Genomic DNA, 16,864 nt, shown 5'->3' on the forward strand with positions numbered 1-16,864 from the left:
AAAATAAGAAAAATTAGGTAAGGTCATGCGGTTTTTATGTTTATTTCTGATTCTGGTGTTATGCAGTTGCGCTCAACACTCGCAGGTCAATCAGCCCGGCAGTCATCCCTCAGCCCGGTCAAATGCTCCGAAGCACTTTAGTCCAACGCAACAGGATGGCGCCCCCAAAGGACCGCTGCCTAAGACGTTTCAGAAAGTCAAACCGGCCAATGAGCCTTTAAGCCGTTACGGTAACCCCGATTCCTATGCCGTCAATGGCAGAAAATACGAAGTGATGCGATCGGCGAGCGGGTATAAAACCCGCGGCATGGCATCGTGGTATGGGACAAAATTTCATAGCCGCAGGACATCCAGCGGCGATGATTACGACATGTATGCCATGACCGCTGCACATAAAACCTTGCCCTTGCCATCCTATGTGCGTGTTAGAAATTTAAGTAATGGGCGCGAAGCGATTGTAAAAGTCAATGATCGAGGCCCCTTTCATGCCGATCGAGTGATTGATTTATCCTATGCGGCCGCTACCAAATTGGGCTTATTGCCCAAAGGAACGGCACCGGTTGAAATTGAGGCACTGACAGTCAAATCACCCGCTGGTCAACATGTGGCTTACTATTATGTTCAGGCGGGCGCGTTTAACTCGCAGGATTTGGCCAACGCCCTGCGCCAAAAGCTCGCTAAACTGACGCCCTCGCCGGTCTTTATAGAAAATTATCAGCACCGGTATATCGTCAGAGTCGGGCCGTTTGCCAACAAAGCCATGACCGAAAGCCTGAAAATGCGCCTTGCCGCCAATGGTGTGAAAGGATCGTTTTCCCTGTTGCAATAGGCAGCGCGCAGCGAGTGATTAATGCTGTACCGCGTCAATGATCACGCGGGTGCCCCGCATGCCATCGCCAGGGACATCAACAAATTCCTCATTGAGCCAGCGCGCATCCTCGGTGAACATCCTGACGCAGCCGTGACTGGCGCGATAACCGGGCACGGTTTCGCTGCCATGCAGCGCATAACCCCTGAAGAAGTGCATGCAGAAAGGCATTTCCGCACCGCCGTTATTGCCGTCCGCCCGTCTTGGAAAGGCAGTGGAGATGCAATCGATATCCTGTTTGCGGATAATTCGAAACGAACCGGTGGGGGTCGAACACCCGCCGATAACGCCTGAGCAATGATCGGTTCCTGAAGAAATCGGGCCCCACCAGAGTAATTCGCCATCCTCATCATACGCTGCCCAGGCCAGTTTATTCTGGCTGACGTAGATGGTTTTCTCGCCATCTGATTCAATGTAGCGTGGAAAAGGAGAGACATCATAGATGGTCAGGCGATCCAAATTTTTAGGAACGGCAATAATCATTCCGGGGCGCAGGTTCACGTTCATCCGATTGATGCGGCGGACGATGTCCTTGGCTTCAGGATTGGGAAAAAGCCTGCTCCAGTTTTCCCCTGCCTTCACCTTGATGCAAAAATAGTCCGGGTTGTTGCAAAGGGTTTCACCAAATCGCGTTTCTGACCAGATTGGTGATGTCCATGCCAGCAGCATTATTATTAGTACAGGTAATCTCTTCATAATGATCACCTCGATTTGTCTGTGCTTTGATGTCACGTAACGGCAAACAGGTTAAAAACTTTACAAAAAACCGCTAAAATTCGGGATTGTCCTTTTTTATCTGTTGCCAGGCCTCATGGATTTCAGCCAGCAGCAGGTTCCCTTGCGTCAGTAAGTCCACGCTGTTATCAATGTTGGCTTTTAACAGAATTTGTTGCACGTAGTCATATAATTTGTCGAGATTACTCGCCAGTTCTCCGCCTTTTTCATGATTCAGACTGGTTTTAAGTCCCTCAATGATGCTGATGGCCTTGCCGATGTGCTCGCCTTTTTCACTGATTTGATTGCGCTGAATATTTCCCTGGGCGGTGGCAATGTGCGAGCGGGCGCCCTGCAGGAGCAAATCAATCAGTTGATGTGGCGAGGCCGATTCAATACGGGTTTGCAACTCGATGGACTTGTATTGATTAACTGCTTCAGTGTATGGATTTTTCATCATGGTCCCTACGAATTTATTTTTGGTAAATTAGCCAGTTGCTGCGTTAAAAACGCACTGGTGTCCTGTAATGATGAAAGCAGGACATCCAGGCGGGTAAATTGGGCGGTATAACGCTTTCTCAGGCTGGTCATGTGGGTATCCAAACGTAAACGCTGGTTGTCCAGATCCTTTAAATTGTCGTTTAGCTGCTTGGTTCGATTGGCCAAATCGCCCTTGTCGCCTAAATAATCGGTCACCAGGTTATTGAGTTGAGCGGCTATGCCGTCGCTGACAACGACACTGCCTCGATCCCCCGTACTGCCGCCGATGACTTGAAGGGAAAGATTTTTTAATGCACCACTGCCCTTGAGCGTCAGGCCATCGCTGGAGGTGGCAGATAGACCGCCAATCGTACCGGCTAAGGTAACCCCGGCGGTAAAGCTGCTGATGTTGATGGCGTAGCTCCCTGCCTTGACATCGGCACCGACTGATTTAATGCGGATATTGCTGTCCGAAGCCACCGCAGTTTTAGCAAAAAGACTGCCTATGGCGTCATAATGATCATTGACCGCCGCATCAAAATCGGCGGTGTTTAAAGTCAATAAGCCTTTTGCATCGGTTTTAATACCAATGTCTGCCAACGAATTGATCGCGCTGTCGCCTGTATCAATGGGCTGGCTTATAATTTTGCTGATGCTTAATTTGAGGTTTCGTGTGCTGGCATCGCCCTGGAGAAGACCGCCTTGCTTGGTCTCTTTGTTGTATCCAGTCAAATTGTTCAGTGTGGTCATGGCTTCGTTAAACTGTTTGATAAACTCATTCACAAAGCCGGTGAGTTGTGCCTTGTTGTTTTCAATGGTCAGCGAGTAGGTGGTGCCTAAATCGGCTTTTCTCAAGTCGATTGTCACGCCGGCTAAGGCATCTTTGTATTGATTGGTGCTCTGAGTCAGCGTCAGGCCATTGATTTTAATTTCACTGTCCCTGGCGGCGGCGGTTTCCTGAAGGTTGGTAATGCCAGCCGTTGGATCATAGGCCAATGCGGACAGGCCGGCGCCATTGGTGTTATTGCCGTCGGCGTCATTCACTGAAATTTTCATGGCCAGGTTTTTACCGGTATCCGGGCTGCTTAAGGTCAAGCGTGCTCCCTGTGAATCCTGAACAATCGCGGCTTTAACGCCGGAGCCGTTCGCGTTGATGGCGTCGCGGATAGCCTGCAGGGTGTTTTGACCCGGAGCGATATTGATAGTCACCGCTTGTTTGTCGGGATTGGCCGTAAAGGTGGATAAATCATTGCTGTAAGTACCAAAATCAATGGTGATGCTGCCGTTTCCGACCACCGTATTGGCCGATGCGACAGGAGAAGATGCCAGACTCTGGCGGCTGGCCAGGTAGCGGACTTCGACATCATACACGCCCGGGACCGCCTCTGTGCTGGCGCTGGCGGAAAACAGGTTGGGATCGCTGACTGTGCTCTTCATGGCATAAAATTGTTGTAAATCGCTCAGCTTCATCATCGCGGTTTGCAATTTTGCCAAGCTCCCCTTGATCTGCCCCACGGCAGACAATTTCGTCGTATAGCTCGCTTCAAGCTTATCGAGACGGGATTTTGCCGGCGTGATGTCGGCGGCTACCAGGGCATCGACAATGGCTTTGATGTCGAGACTGGAACCGCCGGTTGGAGAGATACTGGCCACAATCAATTCCTTATCAAAGAGGTCTCTTCATGAGACGTTACAGTAAAAAATAATTGCAAGAAGAATACCAACTTGCAATTATCTGATGTTATATCCGGTTATCAACCGAGCCGCTTATCATTTCATCCAAAAGAGAGAGTAGCTTCAGGTACTCATCGGGCGGCATTTTTCGTATCACTTCCTCGGATAGCTTATCCGTCACTATCGTTTGCAAAAGACCAGTGGCTTCATCCAGGGCTTGCCTGATCTGTACGTTATTGTCATTATTGGTTTTAGCGATAGGGGGGGCATTCACATTCAAGCTGTCGTCAGAGACTTTTTGTGTGGCGATGTTGTTGTTTGCATCCAGCTTTAAAGGCAGTAAATCATTGGGTCCATCGATAATCATTTATAACTCCTTACCCTCATTATCAGAGGGTAAAACGCACTTCATGCAGGTTGCCCTGCATGAAGTGTCCTCGCTTATCGACCAAGGAGTGACAGCACGGATTGCGGTATGCTGTTAGCCTGAGCAAGCATGGCAGTACCAGCTTGTTGCAGAATCTGAGCCTTGGTTAGGTTGGCCGTTTCAGCAGCAAAGTCAGCATCTTGAATTCGGCTACGTGCAGCAGAGAGGTTTTCTGCTACGTTTTGCAGATTCGAAATGGTTGACTCGAAGCGGTTTTGCAGAGCACCCATTGCTGCGCGGTTGGAAGTAACGGAGTTCAATGCGGAGTCAAGACGCTTGATGGCTTCTTGAGCGCCAGAAGCTGTGCTGACATCGATTGAATCCACACCCAGCGAGTCTTTAGCGATGGCTGCAGACAAGCCCAGGTTAGCTACCGTACCGCCGATGGCGATGGAATCCACGGCACTGATTGACAGACTTCCGCGCAAGACACCGTCAAAGTCACCACCGGTGACGCTGATACCGTCAGTACCTGCGGTGAAGCCGGTACCACTCTCAGTGACCGTGATGTTGCGTCCGTCAGCTGCCGTCAGGGTCAAGTCACCGCCGTTTAAGCTGGCAATAACCCCGGTTTGGTCACTGACGCCGTTGATGGCATCGCGAAGGTCTGAGTTACTCAGCGCAGTGGCGACGTCTTCGTTGGTGAATACTGCCACGCCGTTGATTGTCAGGTTATAAGTGTCAGCCGCTGTACCGCCGATAGCACCTACCGTTTGCGTACCTGACGTGGTCGCCGTCACACTCAAGCCTGAAACACCGGCATCATTGATGGCTGCAGCCTTAGCGTAAGCTGAGGTGGCATCCTGACCGTTTGCTGAGCCTGCGAAACCGGCACTGGAGTTGATGGTTGTTGCTGCACCGCCGCCGATGGAGATGGTAATGTCGGTTGCAGCCGCAGCGGCCACCTCCGTCCCATCTTCAGCCGCGATACCGCCGATTGACGACGCTTTTACGCTGCCGATAGCGAAGCTGATGGTTTGGTTGGCATTGGCACCGACCTGGAAGCTGGCACCTGAGAAAGAACCATCCAGAATGCGCTGACCGTTAAACTCAGTATTGTTGGCAATACGGTTTAACTCTGCCTGCAGCTGATTCACCTCTTCCTGGATGGCCTGACGGTCACCGGAGTTGTTGGTTGAGTTCGCTGATTGCAGGGCAAGCTCACGCATACGTTGAAGGATGTTGGTGGTTTCACCCATGGCACCTTCAGCCGTTTGCGACAGGGAAATACCATCGTTCGCGTTACGAACAGCCTGGTTCATCCCTCTTATTTGAGCGGTCATGCGTTCAGAAATTGCCAAGCCTGCAGCATCATCTTTCGCGCTGTTGATTCGCAAGCTGGAAGACAACCGTTGAATAGCGGTTGACATCGTTTTTTGCGAACTGTTTAAGTTACGTTGTGCGTTAAGCGACATGACGTTGGTATTAACCACTTGAGCCATAATAAAATCTCCTCACCTGAATCCCTGGATATGGGATCTGCTTTGTTCTCGGTGAATCCTGTTATTATTGTTATTCACCGTACCCACACTTGTTATCGGAATAAAAAAAGGGAACTTTAGGGTTGAATTGGTTTTTCTTGAAAAAGACAGGTTTTTGTTCTATTGCCTCAAGCACTTGCGCTGAAAGAATTCTTTGTTTTCTTGAAGAAAAGCAAGCTCTCAGGTAATTTTCAGGTTATACTATGTGCCGTTTAAGATCATGACGGATTCTTATTTATGAGTTGGCTTAAAAAATTATTACCTTCAAAAATCAGAACCGAAACATCCCAGAAAAAAGGGGTGCCTGAAGGGCTATGGGTAAAATGCCAGGGCTGTAATTCGGTATTATATCGCTCCGAGCTTGAAAAAAACCTCTCGGTCTGTGCCAGTTGTAATCATCATCACCGCTTAACCGCGCGTGAGCGGCTTGCCCAGTTTCTGGATGAAGGGAGTCAGGAGGAAATAGCGGCCAACCTGGAACCCATCGATCGACTTAAATTCAAGGACTCTAAAAAATACAAAGATCGAATCAGTCAGGCACAAAAAGCCACTGGCGAGAAGGAAGCCCTCATTGTTGCCAAGGGCAACCTTTTTCAGCAACCCGTTGTGGTCAGCGCGTTTGAATTTAATTTTATGGGGGGCTCCATGGGGGCTACCGTCGGGGAAAAATTTGTCAGGGCCATCAACACCGCCACGGCGGAAAAACGCCCCTACATCTGTTTTACCGCCAGCGGCGGTGCCCGCATGCAGGAAGGGCTTTTCTCGTTGATGCAGATGGCCAAGACATCGGCTGCCTTAGCCCGCTTCTCAGAAACCCGGTTACCTTTCATTGTGGTCTTGACCGATCCCACCATGGGCGGGGTTTCAGCAAGCTTTGCGAGTTTAGGTGATCTCATTCTGGCCGAACCCAATGCCTTAATCGGTTTCGCAGGCCCGCGAGTCATCGAACAAACCGTGCGGCAAACCTTGCCAGAAGGGTTTCAGCGCAGTGAGTTCCTGCTGGAGCACGGCCACATTGATATGATTGTTGAGCGCAGGCTTCTTCGCTCGACGGTTGCAGAATTGGTTGCCAAATTATCGCATCGTGACGCACGCCACTGACTACCGCAGCTGGTCGCTTGAACACTGGTTGACTGTTCTTGAAAGCCGGCATAAAAAAGAAATCCAGCTGGGATTGGCCCGCATCGCCCGTGTTGCCGGCCAGTTAGACCTGCTTAGACCCCATGCCAAAGTGATTACGGTGGCTGGAACGAATGGGAAGGGGTCGACCGTGGCTTCACTGGAAGCCCTCTATCGCAGCGGCGGCTATCAAATCGGTGCCTACACCTCGCCGCATGTCCTGCACTTTAATGAGCGCATCCGAATCAACGGCGCCCCTGTCTCTGACAAGGCCCTGGTGGACGCTTTATCAGCAATTGAAGAAGGGCGCGGCGAAACCCATCTGACTTATTTTGAAATGGCGACCTTAGCGGCGCTTTATCTGTTTCACCAAACGCCGCTGGACTTGATCATTCTTGAAGTGGGTATCGGCGGTCGGCTGGATGCCACAAATATTGTGGATGCCGATTTGGCCATTATAACCACCATCGATTACGATCATCAGGATTATCTGGGAGACACCCTGGAAAAGATAGGCGCTGAGAAAGCCGGAATATTACGGGAAGGTAAACCCGTTATTTATGCGGATACTTTACCGCCTTTGAGTATCCTGTCTGCAGTCCATGCGCTGCGTTGTCCCCATGCGGTCAACGGACAGCACTACCACTACCGGATTGACCAGCAGCAATTGACGTTTACAGACAGTCAGGGAACACTGCATTGCAGAGAACCCTTTCTGCATGGGAATGCCTTGGCCGCCGCCATGATGGCTTCCCGCTACCTCAATGATCATTTGCCTGTGACGCCTACCCAGATTACTGAGGGATTAAGCGGTTTAACGCTTAAAGGGCGTCAGCAGGTGATTGAAACAGGGCATCATACGGTATTATTCGACGTGTCTCATAATCCGCAAGCGGCAGCGTATCTTGCAGACCATATAGGAAAACAGTATTCAGGACGACGCATTCATGCCGTTTTTTCTGCGCTTGGCGATAAAGATCTGACCGGCATTATCGCTCCGTTAAGCCCATGGGTTGCGTGTTGGTATCCTGCTTTACTCCAGAGCAAGCGGGCTGCGACGAGCGAACAACTGCTTCAGGCGTTTGCAAACCATGGCATTGACGACGTTTTGTGTCATAATAGTCCATCGGCCGCGTACAAAGCGGCTTGCCAACAGGCTTCTGCTGGTGATTTGATTTTAGTTTATGGTTCATTTTTTACTGTGTGTGCTGTATTACCGGCGGTAAGTAATGAAAACTTGAGCGAAGGGGTTTAATATGAAATTTACTATGGATGAGCGCGTCAAGCATCGCTTGGTAGGCATTGCCGTCATTTTGTCAGTTGTGGCTATTTTTATGCCGGCCATTATGAAAAAATCCAGCCAGCGATTTGATGACAACGTCAGCATGTCGGTTAAACTGCCGCCGAAACCTGCGTTACCGCAAGTGTCCATGCCGGACGAAAAGGAAATGTTTAAAACGGTGAAAGTGGCCCATGTCGACATTCCTCCGATTGATGAAGAAGCAAGGCCTGCATCGACCCTGGCGAAGGCTGAACCCTTAAGCCAGATGAATAAAGGCCCGACCATTGTCGCCGAAGAAAAACCTGGAAAAAATATTCCGACCATCGCAATGGCTGACATAAAACCTGCGGTTGTCAAAACCCAGGCTCAGCCGACGCGTCTCACTCAAATTAAAAAACCTGCGCTGGTTAAGCCGGTTAGTAAGTCGACATCCGTTCAGGTGGCTGTCAAGAAAACAAGCCCGGCAGTCAACAAGCCCATTTCGACGGCTAATGCCGCGGCACGTTACGGTTATGCTGTTCAGTTAGCGACGTTTTCTCAACAACGCAATGCCGTGGCGTTAATTGCGCGTTTAAAGAGCAAAGGGTATCAGGCTCGCTTTAATAAAGTAGTCGATAACAAAGGCACTGTTTATAAAGTGATTGTTGGCAACATGAAAGAACGTCAGCAAGCCCAGAAATTACAGCAGCAACTGGCCAGTGCCATCCAGTTGAATGGATTCATCGTTACCACCAGGGTTAGTTAGGCATGCAATGGTACTGGGTTGATTTAGTCATTCTGTCGATTATCGGGCTTTCGGTTATTACTGGTTTGTTTCGTGGCTTTATCAAAGAGCTCATCGCCTTAGTCGTCTGGATTTTAGCCCTCTGGCTGGCCTATAGCTACACCGATGTGGTGGGTCCCTGGTTTCAACCCTACATTCAGGATCCGACGGCACGGAAGGGGGCAGGCTTTGTAGTCATTCTATTGTCTACTTTGCTGGTTGGAGCCATCGTTAACGCGATATTAAGTTTTATTCTCAAACGTACAGGATTAAGCGGCACTGACCGTTTATTGGGCATGGCCTTTGGTTTTGTTCGTGGTGTTTTTATTGTGTCTCTGATTATGCTGGTTATTCAGATGACGTCCATGCCCCATGAGGAATATTCAAAAAATTCCCGTCTCTATGCCAAATTTAACCCCATTGTGCAATGGCTTTATAGCATGCTGCCTGATTTTATCAAAAAGGTTCAACTCATCGATACCCAGAAAATTGTGGCGAACGCTTCCAAGGATCTGGAATTTACCAATTTCGATGAGATTTGAAAATGGATCGGAGTCGAGTAGCCGGTTGTTCTTAGCGGTACAAACCATGGGCGTTGATGTATTCCATGACGGAAATGGGTAACATGCCGCTGCTGATGGACTCGCCCTCACGCAATCGCCTTCGGATTTCAGTTGAAGAAATGGGGTATTGCCCCGCATTAAACTGTTGAATGACGCCTGCCTTTTCTGTCAAAAGCAAACCTTCTTGCTGATTTTCATGATGGCGTAACAGCAACTGCAGTGCCTTGGGAGGCTGAACGACGACAGAAGGACGTTTTATAACCAGTAGATTACACAGACCAAGCAGCTTTTCCCATTGGTGCCAGGCCGGGAGTTGATAAAAGGTGTCCTGACCAAGGAGCAGAGTAATAGGGAATTCATCACCTCGTTTCTCTCGCAATTGGCTTAACGTTGTCACCATGTAAGAAGGGGAGTCCCGTTCAATTTCAGTGCAATCGATTTTAAAGTTCAACGTTGCCGGCAACTCCGCTAAAGCAAGCGTCAACATGGCCACACGCTGTTCTCCAGACGCATGTGCTTCTTCCTTCAATAAAGGAATCCTGCAGGGAAGAAAAGAAAAGCAATCAAAATGAAAATGATTCTGCACAGCCAGGGCTGTATTCATATGGCCCTGGTGAACCGGGTCAAAGGTGCCGCCATAAAGAATGAGGTTATTCAAGATAATAGGACCTGTTGACCCGAGCATAAACCCACGACCAGCAATTCGAAATGACGGGGAGTCTGCGGAGTCTGGCTTGTTTTGATTAGTGTATCCAGTTTGCCACAAAACGCCAACAAGCTGGATAACCCTTCCTCAGTATGCCTTTTTAAAGCGGTCTGGTAAAGTTTGCCGCGTTGTGGCCATATCTTTAACTGACTCAGGGTGGTGGAAAAAGGAAGGTTTCGGTGATTGCTGTGATGGAGTTGCAGTAAAAGACGCACTTCTTGAGCCAGAACCCATAAAATCAGTGTCCATTCCACCCGGTTTTCAGCGGCATGCCGCAGTATAAGCAAGGCCTGAGCGGTATCGCCCAGCAGGCAGGCGTCGCTTAATTCAAACAATTGATACTGGGCCTGATCAAACAGGTATTGCTTCACCAGCGTAATCGTTAATTCATGCTCAAGATCATGGGTGATCTTGATTTTGTCCAATAATTGCGCGCAGGCGGCTAAGTTGCCGCGAGTATATTGCTCAATCAATGGCAGTACTGCCGCCTGATAGCGAATGGCATGCTGGGTTAATTGCTCTTTCATCCAGCGCTGCACGGCCGCCTTATCCGGGGCTTTGGTCTGTACCAGAGTCACCTGAGGATGATTGACCAGGAACTGCAATGATTTTTGTGTCAGATCAGGCGCACGCAGAAGGAGTAAGCAGTCAGAATTGACACGGGCTAAATACGATTCAAAAAAGGCTTTTCCTTCACTGTCTAAGGATTTTTTCGCATAGCGGGCATCCACCAGGGTCGCTTCAGCAAACAGGGAATAATTAGTCGCTGCATCCATCAGTCTGGCCCAATCACCGGAAGACTCGATATCCATTACCTTGACATCACTGCCTTGAGAATGCAAAGAGTTCCAGGTTTGCTTTAACGTGGTGATCGCCTTGTCGATAAGAAAGGTATCCTGCCCGATCAAGACATAAATGGCTGATAAGGGGGGATTGACCTGAAAGCGGATATCCTGATGTTTTATTAACATGGTGTTTACTATTGCGGCTTACGATTCAAGCGAATAAGGATTTGCATCACGGCATCCCGTCGCATTTCATTATACAGAGTGGATTCTTCAAAGTCTGAACCTAAAATTCGATCATTGTTGACTGTCAATTGCCGCGATACCCCCACTTGCGTTGAGCGAATCATTACAGGTCCCTTCCTTTTAACCAAGGAAAAACGAACAGTGTACACCAGTTGATATTGACGGGGAGTGGTGCTGGCACTGACGCTGGTCAGCTGCTGCTGGTTGTGGTCCCGCTCGACAATAAGCAAGTACTGGGCTTCGGCAGGATTGGGGACAACCACGATGTTGTAAGCCTCCAGTTGCTCTTTCAGCAGCGGGCCTAAATCGCGGTGAGCATCCTGGATGACCACCGCGACATGATTGAGCCAGCGCGGCATTTCTGCTACGCCGCGCAATTTAAAGCCGCAGGCTGCGAGCAGACTGACTAAGCTTAAAAGAACAAGTCGCTTCCGCATCAGCCGACAACCAGATTGATTAATTGGCGGTGCATAACCACAATGGCCTTTTTAATGGCTTTGTCCTCGATGAACGCATGGGCATGCTGTTTTGCCAGTTGAATCAGTGTGTTTTCATCGCTGTCACTGTCCGCACTGAATTGCGCACGCAGTTTGCCGTTAACCTGAACAACAAAATCGAGCTCGTCGCTTTTCAACGCACTTTTATCAACCTTGGGCCAGGGCGCATCGATGATCACACGATCATAGCCAAGCTGCTGCCACAAATGGTGACCAATGTGCGGGGTGATCGGCGCTAACAGGCGCAATAAAATACTCATGCCTGCATGAATAAAATACTTGTCGTCTTCCGTTTCAACAGAATAGGCCGATAATTCATTAAATAATTTCATGCAGCCTGAAACCACCGTGTTGAACTGGTGCTTTTCATAATCATTGCTGGCCTGTGCGAGAATCTGATTGACGGCCATGCGTGACTTTTTAAGCCGGCTTTCAGCGTGTTGCCAATCAACGTGCCCATTGCCGTCCGAAATGGCATTGTTGGCTTCTTTAATCAGGTCCTGATGTTGATACGCGAAGGCCCAGATGCGCTTGAGGAAACGATGAGCCCCCTCTACGGCGGTATCGGACCATTCCAGGGATTGTTCTGGCGGTGCTGCAAACATCACAAACAGACGGGCTGTGTCGGCGCCGTAGGTATCAATGAGGTGATTTGGATCAACGATATTGCCCAAGGACTTGGACATTTTATGGCCGTCTTTAAGCACCATACCCTGAGTCAGCAATGCCTTGAAGGGTTCATCGGAATTGACCAGACCTTCATCTCGCATCAATTTATGGAAAAAGCGGGCATAGAGTAAATGCATGACCGCATGCTCAATCCCGCCAATGTATTGATCCACCGGTGTCCAGTACTTGGCGCGATCGTCAAGCATGGCGTTGTCCTGGCCTTTGCAGGCAAAACGGGCATAGTACCAGGAGGACTCCACGAAGGTATCGAAGGTATCGGTTTCACGCGTCGCATCCTGTCCGCACTTGGGGCATTGGGTATGCAGAAAGTCATTGCACTGGGCCAAGGGCGAGCCATTGCCTGAGAATTGAATGTTTTCCGGGAGTTCAACGGGCAATTGATCTTCGGGTACGGGGACAATGCCGCATTCTTCACAATGAATCATGGGAATCGGTGTACCCCAGTAGCGCTGCCTTGAAACGCCCCAGTCACGAAGGCGATAATTCACTGTGATTTTACCCAGCTCGTGTTCTTCAATGTAGGCTGAAATGGTTTTAATCGCCTGAGCGGACGTAAGTCCGTTAAATGGCTCTGAATGAATCAACTCGCCTTCGCCGGTAAAAGCCGATTGGCTGTAGTCATGGGTGCCCTCAACGGGTTTGATGACTTCTTTCAGAGGCAATTGGTATTTTTGTGCGAATTCCCAGTCGCGCTGATCGTGTGCGGGAACGGCCATTACCGCACCGGAACCGTACTGCATCAGGACAAAATTGGCTATCCACACGGGCACTTCAGCCCCGGTAATCGGATGAATGGCCCTAAAGGAGGTCGCTATCCCTCTTTTTTCCATGGTGGCCAGATCGGCCTCGGCCATACGGACTCCCTGACAGCTTTCAACAAATTCCTGAACGGCGGCATTGGTTTTGGCGGCTTCTTTCGCCAGCGGATGGTCTGGTGCAACGGCCAGATAGGTCACTCCCATGAGTGTGTCGGGACGGGTGGTATAAATTTTAAGCTTTTTCGCATAGCCTTCCACTTTAAAGGCAATTTCGCAGCCCTCGGAGCGGCCTATCCAGTTGCGCTGCATCTGCTTGACCTGGGAAGGCCATTCGTCCAGCGTGTCCAACCCGTTAAGCAGCTCATCCGCGTAAGCGGTGATTTTAATAAACCACTGGGATATTTCCCGGCGTTCAACCAGCGCGCCTGAGCGCCAGCCGCGGCCGTCCACGACCTGCTCATTGGCGAGAACCGTCTGATCCACAGGATCCCAGTTCACCAGGGCATTCTTTTTATAGACCAGCCCTTTTTCATACAATTTAATGAAAAACCACTGTTCCCAGCGGTAATAATCGGCATCACAGGTTGCGATTTCGCGTTTCCAGTCATAGGCGTTGCCAAGACGCATGAATTGTTCTTTCATGGAGGCAATGTTTTTTCGGGTCCACTCAGCCGGATGAATGCCATGTTTGATGGCGGCGTTTTCAGCGGGTAAACCGAACGCATCCCAGCCAATGGGTTGCAGAACATTTTTACCCAGCGCCCGCTGGTAGCGGGCAATCACATCGCCCAGAGTATAATTCCGGACATGCCCCATATGCAACGTTCCGCTGGGGTAAGGGAACATGGATAAGCAATAAAATTTTTCTCTGTTTAAATCTTCAGTGACATTAAACGATTGTTTTTTAAGCCAATACTGTTGGGCTTGTTCTTCAACATCTCGCGGTTTATAGCTAATATCCATAGTTAAACGTTGTATTCAGACAGGCTGGTAAGGATAACGCCTCTTGACCTCGCCAGCAATAGCTTCTGCCGAGTCTTTGTTTTTTAATTGCTTTTGAACCAGGCAGAATAGATAGATCAGGGCACAAAATAATAAAACCGGCGTATCCCCCCAATATGTCCATGGCGTGCTGCCGGTCATCGGATAGAGGGAGGCTCGCAACAGGCCGGACGTGAATGCCGGTAACGACGCTACAATGTCCCCCTGGTGATTGATGACGGAAGACAACCCGTCATTGTTAGCCACTACCTGATAACGGGCGACCTGCAGCGAACGTACCTGGGCCATCTGCTGCTGCTGGTACATGGCAAGGGAGTGGCCAAACCAGCCGTCATCGCTGATGGAGACGATCCATTCTGCGGCGGGTAATTGGCGGCGCAGCAGGTCGCCATAAGCCAATTCATAACAGATAAGGCTGGCAATGGCGTGTTTTTGAACGCGAATAAGGGTTTGATCTGACTTGCCTGCCTGCAGGTTGGCGTCGGGTATGCCCAACCAGTCGCTGAGTGCAATAAAAAACCGGGGCATGTATTCCCCGAAAGGAACAAGGTGCTGCTTCTGATAACTGCCTTTGGCTTTGCCGAGGGTCATTAATGAATTGAAATACCGCTCGTCGCCCGGGGAAACCGGTTGAGGGATGCCGAGGAGAATGGCGCTGCCGGCTCGTTTCGCCCGTTGCTGCATCTGGTAGAGGAAATCACTGACATAGCTTGGCGGCAGGGGAATCGCTGACTCAGGCATCAGAATCAGTTCAGTTCCCAACAGCTTTTCCGTTTCCTCCTGATAACCTTGCAGCAATTGCCAGAATAAGGCCTCATCCCATTTGTCGCGCATGGATAAATTCGCCTGAATGACGCCGACGCTGACCGGCGCTGCATGCGATTCGCTCCACTGCCTGTGTTTAAATACGAAGGGCGTGAGCACAATGAGAAGGAAGAGGACAACATGCCTTAAGCGTGCGACGCTTTGTGCTTTAAAACCCAGCGATAACAGGGTGGCGGCAAAGCAGGTCAGAAAGCCGATGCCATACACCCCGATAACAGGGAGGAGAAACTTAATCGGTGCATCGAATTGACCGAAGCCGAGCAAAAGCCAGGGAAAACCGGTTAGAAACGTGGCGCGCAGGTATTCGCCAAGAATCCAAAGGGCGCTGAAAGCAAGGGCTGAAAGCAGGGTAAAGGGTTGAATCCTGAGTCGGCTGAATAAAAACGCCGTCAAAGCCGGAAACAGAGAGAGATAAATGATAAACAGGAAGGTAATGAACGCCGAGAGCAATTCGTTTAAATGCCCATACTCATGAATGCTGACAAAAATCCAGGAAACGCCCAACCCGAAAAAACCAAATCCATAAAACAAACCATGAAGAAAAGCGGATTTGGGCGTACCGTTTAACTGATGATAAAACAAGGCCAGTGAAAGGATGGCTAAGGCTGGCAGATGGAAGGGGGCAAAACTCAGGGGCAGCATTAAACCAAAGAAAAAAAACCGTAAAAAGACAGGGATAGCCCTTTTTTTTACAGCAAATGATTCAAATTGTTCAATTGGAGTGCTGACTTCCATGAGATAAATAGAATATAAATGATTGCAACAATAAATCACTCCCTGTAAAAGGTCAAGAATTTTACAAATAATTCAATAAGATCAATTCAGTATTCAAGTGTGTGCCTGTTTAGTGTACGATGACGGCTCGTTTTACAATGGAGAGGGAATGTATGTACAACGTTATGATTACCGGAGCGGGTAAAATTGGCAGTCTGATTGCCTGTTTGTTAGCCGAAAGCGGCGATTATCAGGTCCATATTGCTGATTTGGAATTTTCCGGAACGGACGTAAGCCGGTTGCTGCAAACCATGCCGCAAATCAAAACCGTAGCGATGGATGTAAAGGACGAGCACTCAATTTTGACTTATCTGCAAACCAATAATATTGTTGCGGTCATTTCAAGTCTGCCTTATTTCCTCAATACCCATGTTGCCAAAGTAGCCAAAGCGGCTAAAGCGCATTATTTTGATTTAACCGAGGATACCTCGGTCACTGAGGCTGTGAAGCAGATTGCCGAGGGTGCCGACACCGCGTTTGTACCCCAGTGCGGTTTGGCTCCGGGGTTCATCAGTATCGCGGCCAATAGCCTCATGAAAGAGTTTGACGAATGCCTGCATGCCGAGCTTCGTGTCGGTGCTTTACCGCAGCGCGCCAACAATGCTCTGCATTATTCACTGACCTGGTCCACCGATGGGGTCATTAATGAATACGGTAACCTGTGTTACGGCATTGAACATGGCAAGCCTGCCGTCATGCGGCCGCTCGAAGGTCTTGAAGCCATCCAAATCGATGGCTGTGAATACGAAGCGTTCAATACCTCCGGCGGGCTTGGAAGTCTGGCTGAATTGTACGAGGGTAAAATCCAGACTTTGAATTACAAAACCATGCGCTACCCCGGTCATTGCGAAAAAATGCGTCTGTTAATGAATGATCTAAAATTAAATGAAGACCGTGACACCTTAAAGCGCATTTTAGAACGCGCCATCCCCAAAACCTACCAGGATATCGTGATTGTCTATGTGTCGGTTGAAGGCATCAAACACGGCGAACTGTCTGAGAAAAGTTACGTGAGAAAAGTCTATCCCGCAACGATCTGCGGGCTTGAATGGTCTGCTATTCAAGTCAGTACGGCCTCCGGTGTCTGCGCTGTGGTGGATTTGGTCCTTGGTCAGGAAAATGAATACCATGGCCTCATCCTCCAGGAAAATTTCCTGTTGTCGGATGTCCTTGCCAATCGTTTCGGCCATTATTACGCATAGGAGAACGC

Annotated in this window: 16 protein-coding genes; 6 read left to right on the forward strand and 10 right to left on the reverse strand. The window is 49.5% G+C overall.

What is annotated here, in order from left to right; translation table 11 throughout:
• The first annotated feature begins 25 nt into the window (after nucleotides 1–25).
• Nucleotides 26–829, forward strand: a complete 804-nt coding sequence (locus DYE45_RS07390) for a septal ring lytic transglycosylase RlpA family protein (RefSeq protein WP_108291595.1) — start codon at nucleotides 26–28, stop codon at nucleotides 827–829.
• 18 nt (nucleotides 830–847) lie between these two features.
• On the opposite strand, the gene DYE45_RS07395 is transcribed toward DYE45_RS07390, so the two are convergent.
• The 5 genes from DYE45_RS07395 to DYE45_RS07415 form a co-directional block, all read right to left on the reverse strand.
• Entirely contained in the window at nucleotides 848–1,537 is a 690-nt protein-coding gene (locus DYE45_RS07395; protein ID WP_370447884.1) for a L,D-transpeptidase, read from the reverse strand.
• Nucleotides 1,538–1,637: 100 nt separating this feature from the next.
• Nucleotides 1,638–2,039: a flagellar export chaperone FliS gene (gene fliS, locus DYE45_RS07400; RefSeq protein WP_108291591.1), complete on the reverse strand. Its 402-nt coding sequence runs from the start codon at nucleotides 2,037–2,039 to the stop codon at nucleotides 1,638–1,640.
• Nucleotides 2,040–2,047: 8 nt separating this feature from the next.
• Complete coding sequence (gene fliD / locus DYE45_RS07405) at nucleotides 2,048–3,715, reverse strand: flagellar filament capping protein FliD (RefSeq protein ID WP_108291589.1); 1,668 nt, start codon at nucleotides 3,713–3,715, stop codon at nucleotides 2,048–2,050.
• Nucleotides 3,716–3,803: 88 nt separating this feature from the next.
• Nucleotides 3,804–4,103 carry a flagellar protein FlaG gene (locus tag DYE45_RS07410; RefSeq protein ID WP_108291587.1) on the reverse strand — a complete coding sequence of 100 codons (300 nt, stop codon included), beginning with the start codon at nucleotides 4,101–4,103 and terminating at the stop codon, nucleotides 3,804–3,806.
• A gap of 74 nt (nucleotides 4,104–4,177) precedes the next feature.
• The gene (locus DYE45_RS07415; protein ID WP_108291585.1) at nucleotides 4,178–5,605 is read right to left on the reverse strand and encodes a flagellin N-terminal helical domain-containing protein; all 1,428 of its coding nucleotides are present in this window, start codon (nucleotides 5,603–5,605) and stop codon (nucleotides 4,178–4,180) included.
• Between the two features lie 276 nt (nucleotides 5,606–5,881).
• Between DYE45_RS07415 and accD the strand changes: the two genes are divergently transcribed.
• The 4 genes from accD to DYE45_RS07435 are packed head-to-tail and all read left to right on the forward strand — an operon-like array spanning nucleotide 5,882 to nucleotide 9,350.
• Nucleotides 5,882–6,745, forward strand: coding sequence for an acetyl-CoA carboxylase, carboxyltransferase subunit beta (accD, locus tag DYE45_RS07420; protein ID WP_108291583.1), 864 nt, complete (start codon nucleotides 5,882–5,884; stop codon nucleotides 6,743–6,745).
• The gene (folC, locus tag DYE45_RS07425) at nucleotides 6,729–8,018 is read left to right on the forward strand and encodes a bifunctional tetrahydrofolate synthase/dihydrofolate synthase (protein WP_108291581.1); all 1,290 of its coding nucleotides are present in this window, start codon (nucleotides 6,729–6,731) and stop codon (nucleotides 8,016–8,018) included. Before accD ends, folC begins: the two co-directional genes overlap by 17 nt.
• Nucleotide 8,019: 1 nt before the next feature.
• Nucleotides 8,020–8,790: an SPOR domain-containing protein gene (locus tag DYE45_RS07430; protein WP_108291579.1), complete on the forward strand. Its 771-nt coding sequence runs from the start codon at nucleotides 8,020–8,022 to the stop codon at nucleotides 8,788–8,790.
• 2 nt (nucleotides 8,791–8,792) lie between these two features.
• On the forward strand, nucleotides 8,793–9,350 hold the full coding sequence (locus tag DYE45_RS07435) for a CvpA family protein (protein WP_108291577.1): 558 nt from the start codon (nucleotides 8,793–8,795) through the stop codon (nucleotides 9,348–9,350).
• Between the two features lie 31 nt (nucleotides 9,351–9,381).
• Here the strand turns inward: DYE45_RS07435 and nadD are convergent, their stop codons facing one another.
• The 5 genes from nadD to lnt are packed head-to-tail and all read right to left on the reverse strand — an operon-like array spanning nucleotide 9,382 to nucleotide 15,615.
• Nucleotides 9,382–10,029 carry a nicotinate-nucleotide adenylyltransferase gene (nadD, locus tag DYE45_RS07440; protein ID WP_160160697.1) on the reverse strand — a complete coding sequence of 216 codons (648 nt, stop codon included), beginning with the start codon at nucleotides 10,027–10,029 and terminating at the stop codon, nucleotides 9,382–9,384.
• Nucleotides 10,026–11,048: a DNA polymerase III subunit delta gene (holA, locus tag DYE45_RS07445; RefSeq protein WP_115300694.1), complete on the reverse strand. Its 1,023-nt coding sequence runs from the start codon at nucleotides 11,046–11,048 to the stop codon at nucleotides 10,026–10,028. The genes nadD and holA overlap by 4 nt, the downstream gene beginning before the upstream one ends.
• 8 nt (nucleotides 11,049–11,056) lie before the next feature.
• The gene (locus DYE45_RS07450; protein ID WP_108291571.1) at nucleotides 11,057–11,545 is read right to left on the reverse strand and encodes an LPS-assembly lipoprotein LptE; all 489 of its coding nucleotides are present in this window, start codon (nucleotides 11,543–11,545) and stop codon (nucleotides 11,057–11,059) included.
• The gene (gene leuS / locus DYE45_RS07455; protein WP_108291569.1) at nucleotides 11,545–14,016 is read right to left on the reverse strand and encodes a leucine--tRNA ligase; all 2,472 of its coding nucleotides are present in this window, start codon (nucleotides 14,014–14,016) and stop codon (nucleotides 11,545–11,547) included. The genes DYE45_RS07450 and leuS overlap by 1 nt, the downstream gene beginning before the upstream one ends.
• Nucleotides 14,017–14,031: 15 nt before the next feature.
• Complete coding sequence (gene lnt / locus DYE45_RS07460; protein WP_108291567.1) at nucleotides 14,032–15,615, reverse strand: apolipoprotein N-acyltransferase; 1,584 nt, start codon at nucleotides 15,613–15,615, stop codon at nucleotides 14,032–14,034.
• A 152-nt stretch (nucleotides 15,616–15,767) separates the two neighbouring features.
• Between lnt and DYE45_RS07465 the strand changes: the two genes are divergently transcribed.
• Nucleotides 15,768–16,856, forward strand: a complete 1,089-nt coding sequence (locus DYE45_RS07465) for a saccharopine dehydrogenase family protein (protein ID WP_108291565.1) — start codon at nucleotides 15,768–15,770, stop codon at nucleotides 16,854–16,856.
• The last annotated feature ends 8 nt before the right edge of the window (nucleotides 16,857–16,864 follow it).

The sequence above is a fragment of the Legionella taurinensis genome, from assembly GCF_900452865.1.
GTDB classification, from domain to species: Bacteria; Pseudomonadota; Gammaproteobacteria; order Legionellales; family Legionellaceae; genus Legionella_C; species Legionella_C taurinensis.

Bases quoted from the DNA above. Each gene is read 5' to 3' on its own strand.
- lnt (WP_108291567.1), bottom strand. From the start codon at position 15,615: ATGGAAGTCAGCACTCCAATTGAACAATTTGAATCATTTGCTGTAAAA.
- DYE45_RS07450 (WP_108291571.1), bottom strand. From the start codon at position 11,545: ATGCGGAAGCGACTTGTTCTTTTAAGCTTAGTCAGTCTGCTCGCAGCC.
- holA (WP_115300694.1), bottom strand. From the start codon at position 11,048: ATGTTAATAAAACATCAGGATATCCGCTTTCAGGTCAATCCCCCCTTA.
- accD (WP_108291583.1), top strand. From the start codon at position 5,882: ATGAGTTGGCTTAAAAAATTATTACCTTCAAAAATCAGAACCGAAACA.
- DYE45_RS07435 (WP_108291577.1), top strand. From the start codon at position 8,793: ATGCAATGGTACTGGGTTGATTTAGTCATTCTGTCGATTATCGGGCTT.
- DYE45_RS07465 (WP_108291565.1), top strand. From the start codon at position 15,768: ATGTACAACGTTATGATTACCGGAGCGGGTAAAATTGGCAGTCTGATT.
- DYE45_RS07390 (WP_108291595.1), top strand. From the start codon at position 26: ATGCGGTTTTTATGTTTATTTCTGATTCTGGTGTTATGCAGTTGCGCT.
- DYE45_RS07430 (WP_108291579.1), top strand. From the start codon at position 8,020: ATGAAATTTACTATGGATGAGCGCGTCAAGCATCGCTTGGTAGGCATT.
- DYE45_RS07410 (WP_108291587.1), bottom strand. From the start codon at position 4,103: ATGATTATCGATGGACCCAATGATTTACTGCCTTTAAAGCTGGATGCA.
- DYE45_RS07415 (WP_108291585.1), bottom strand. From the start codon at position 5,605: ATGGCTCAAGTGGTTAATACCAACGTCATGTCGCTTAACGCACAACGT.
- fliS (WP_108291591.1), bottom strand. From the start codon at position 2,039: ATGAAAAATCCATACACTGAAGCAGTTAATCAATACAAGTCCATCGAG.
- DYE45_RS07395 (WP_370447884.1), bottom strand. From the start codon at position 1,537: ATGCTGCTGGCATGGACATCACCAATCTGGTCAGAAACGCGATTTGGT.
- leuS (WP_108291569.1), bottom strand. From the start codon at position 14,016: ATGGATATTAGCTATAAACCGCGAGATGTTGAAGAACAAGCCCAACAG.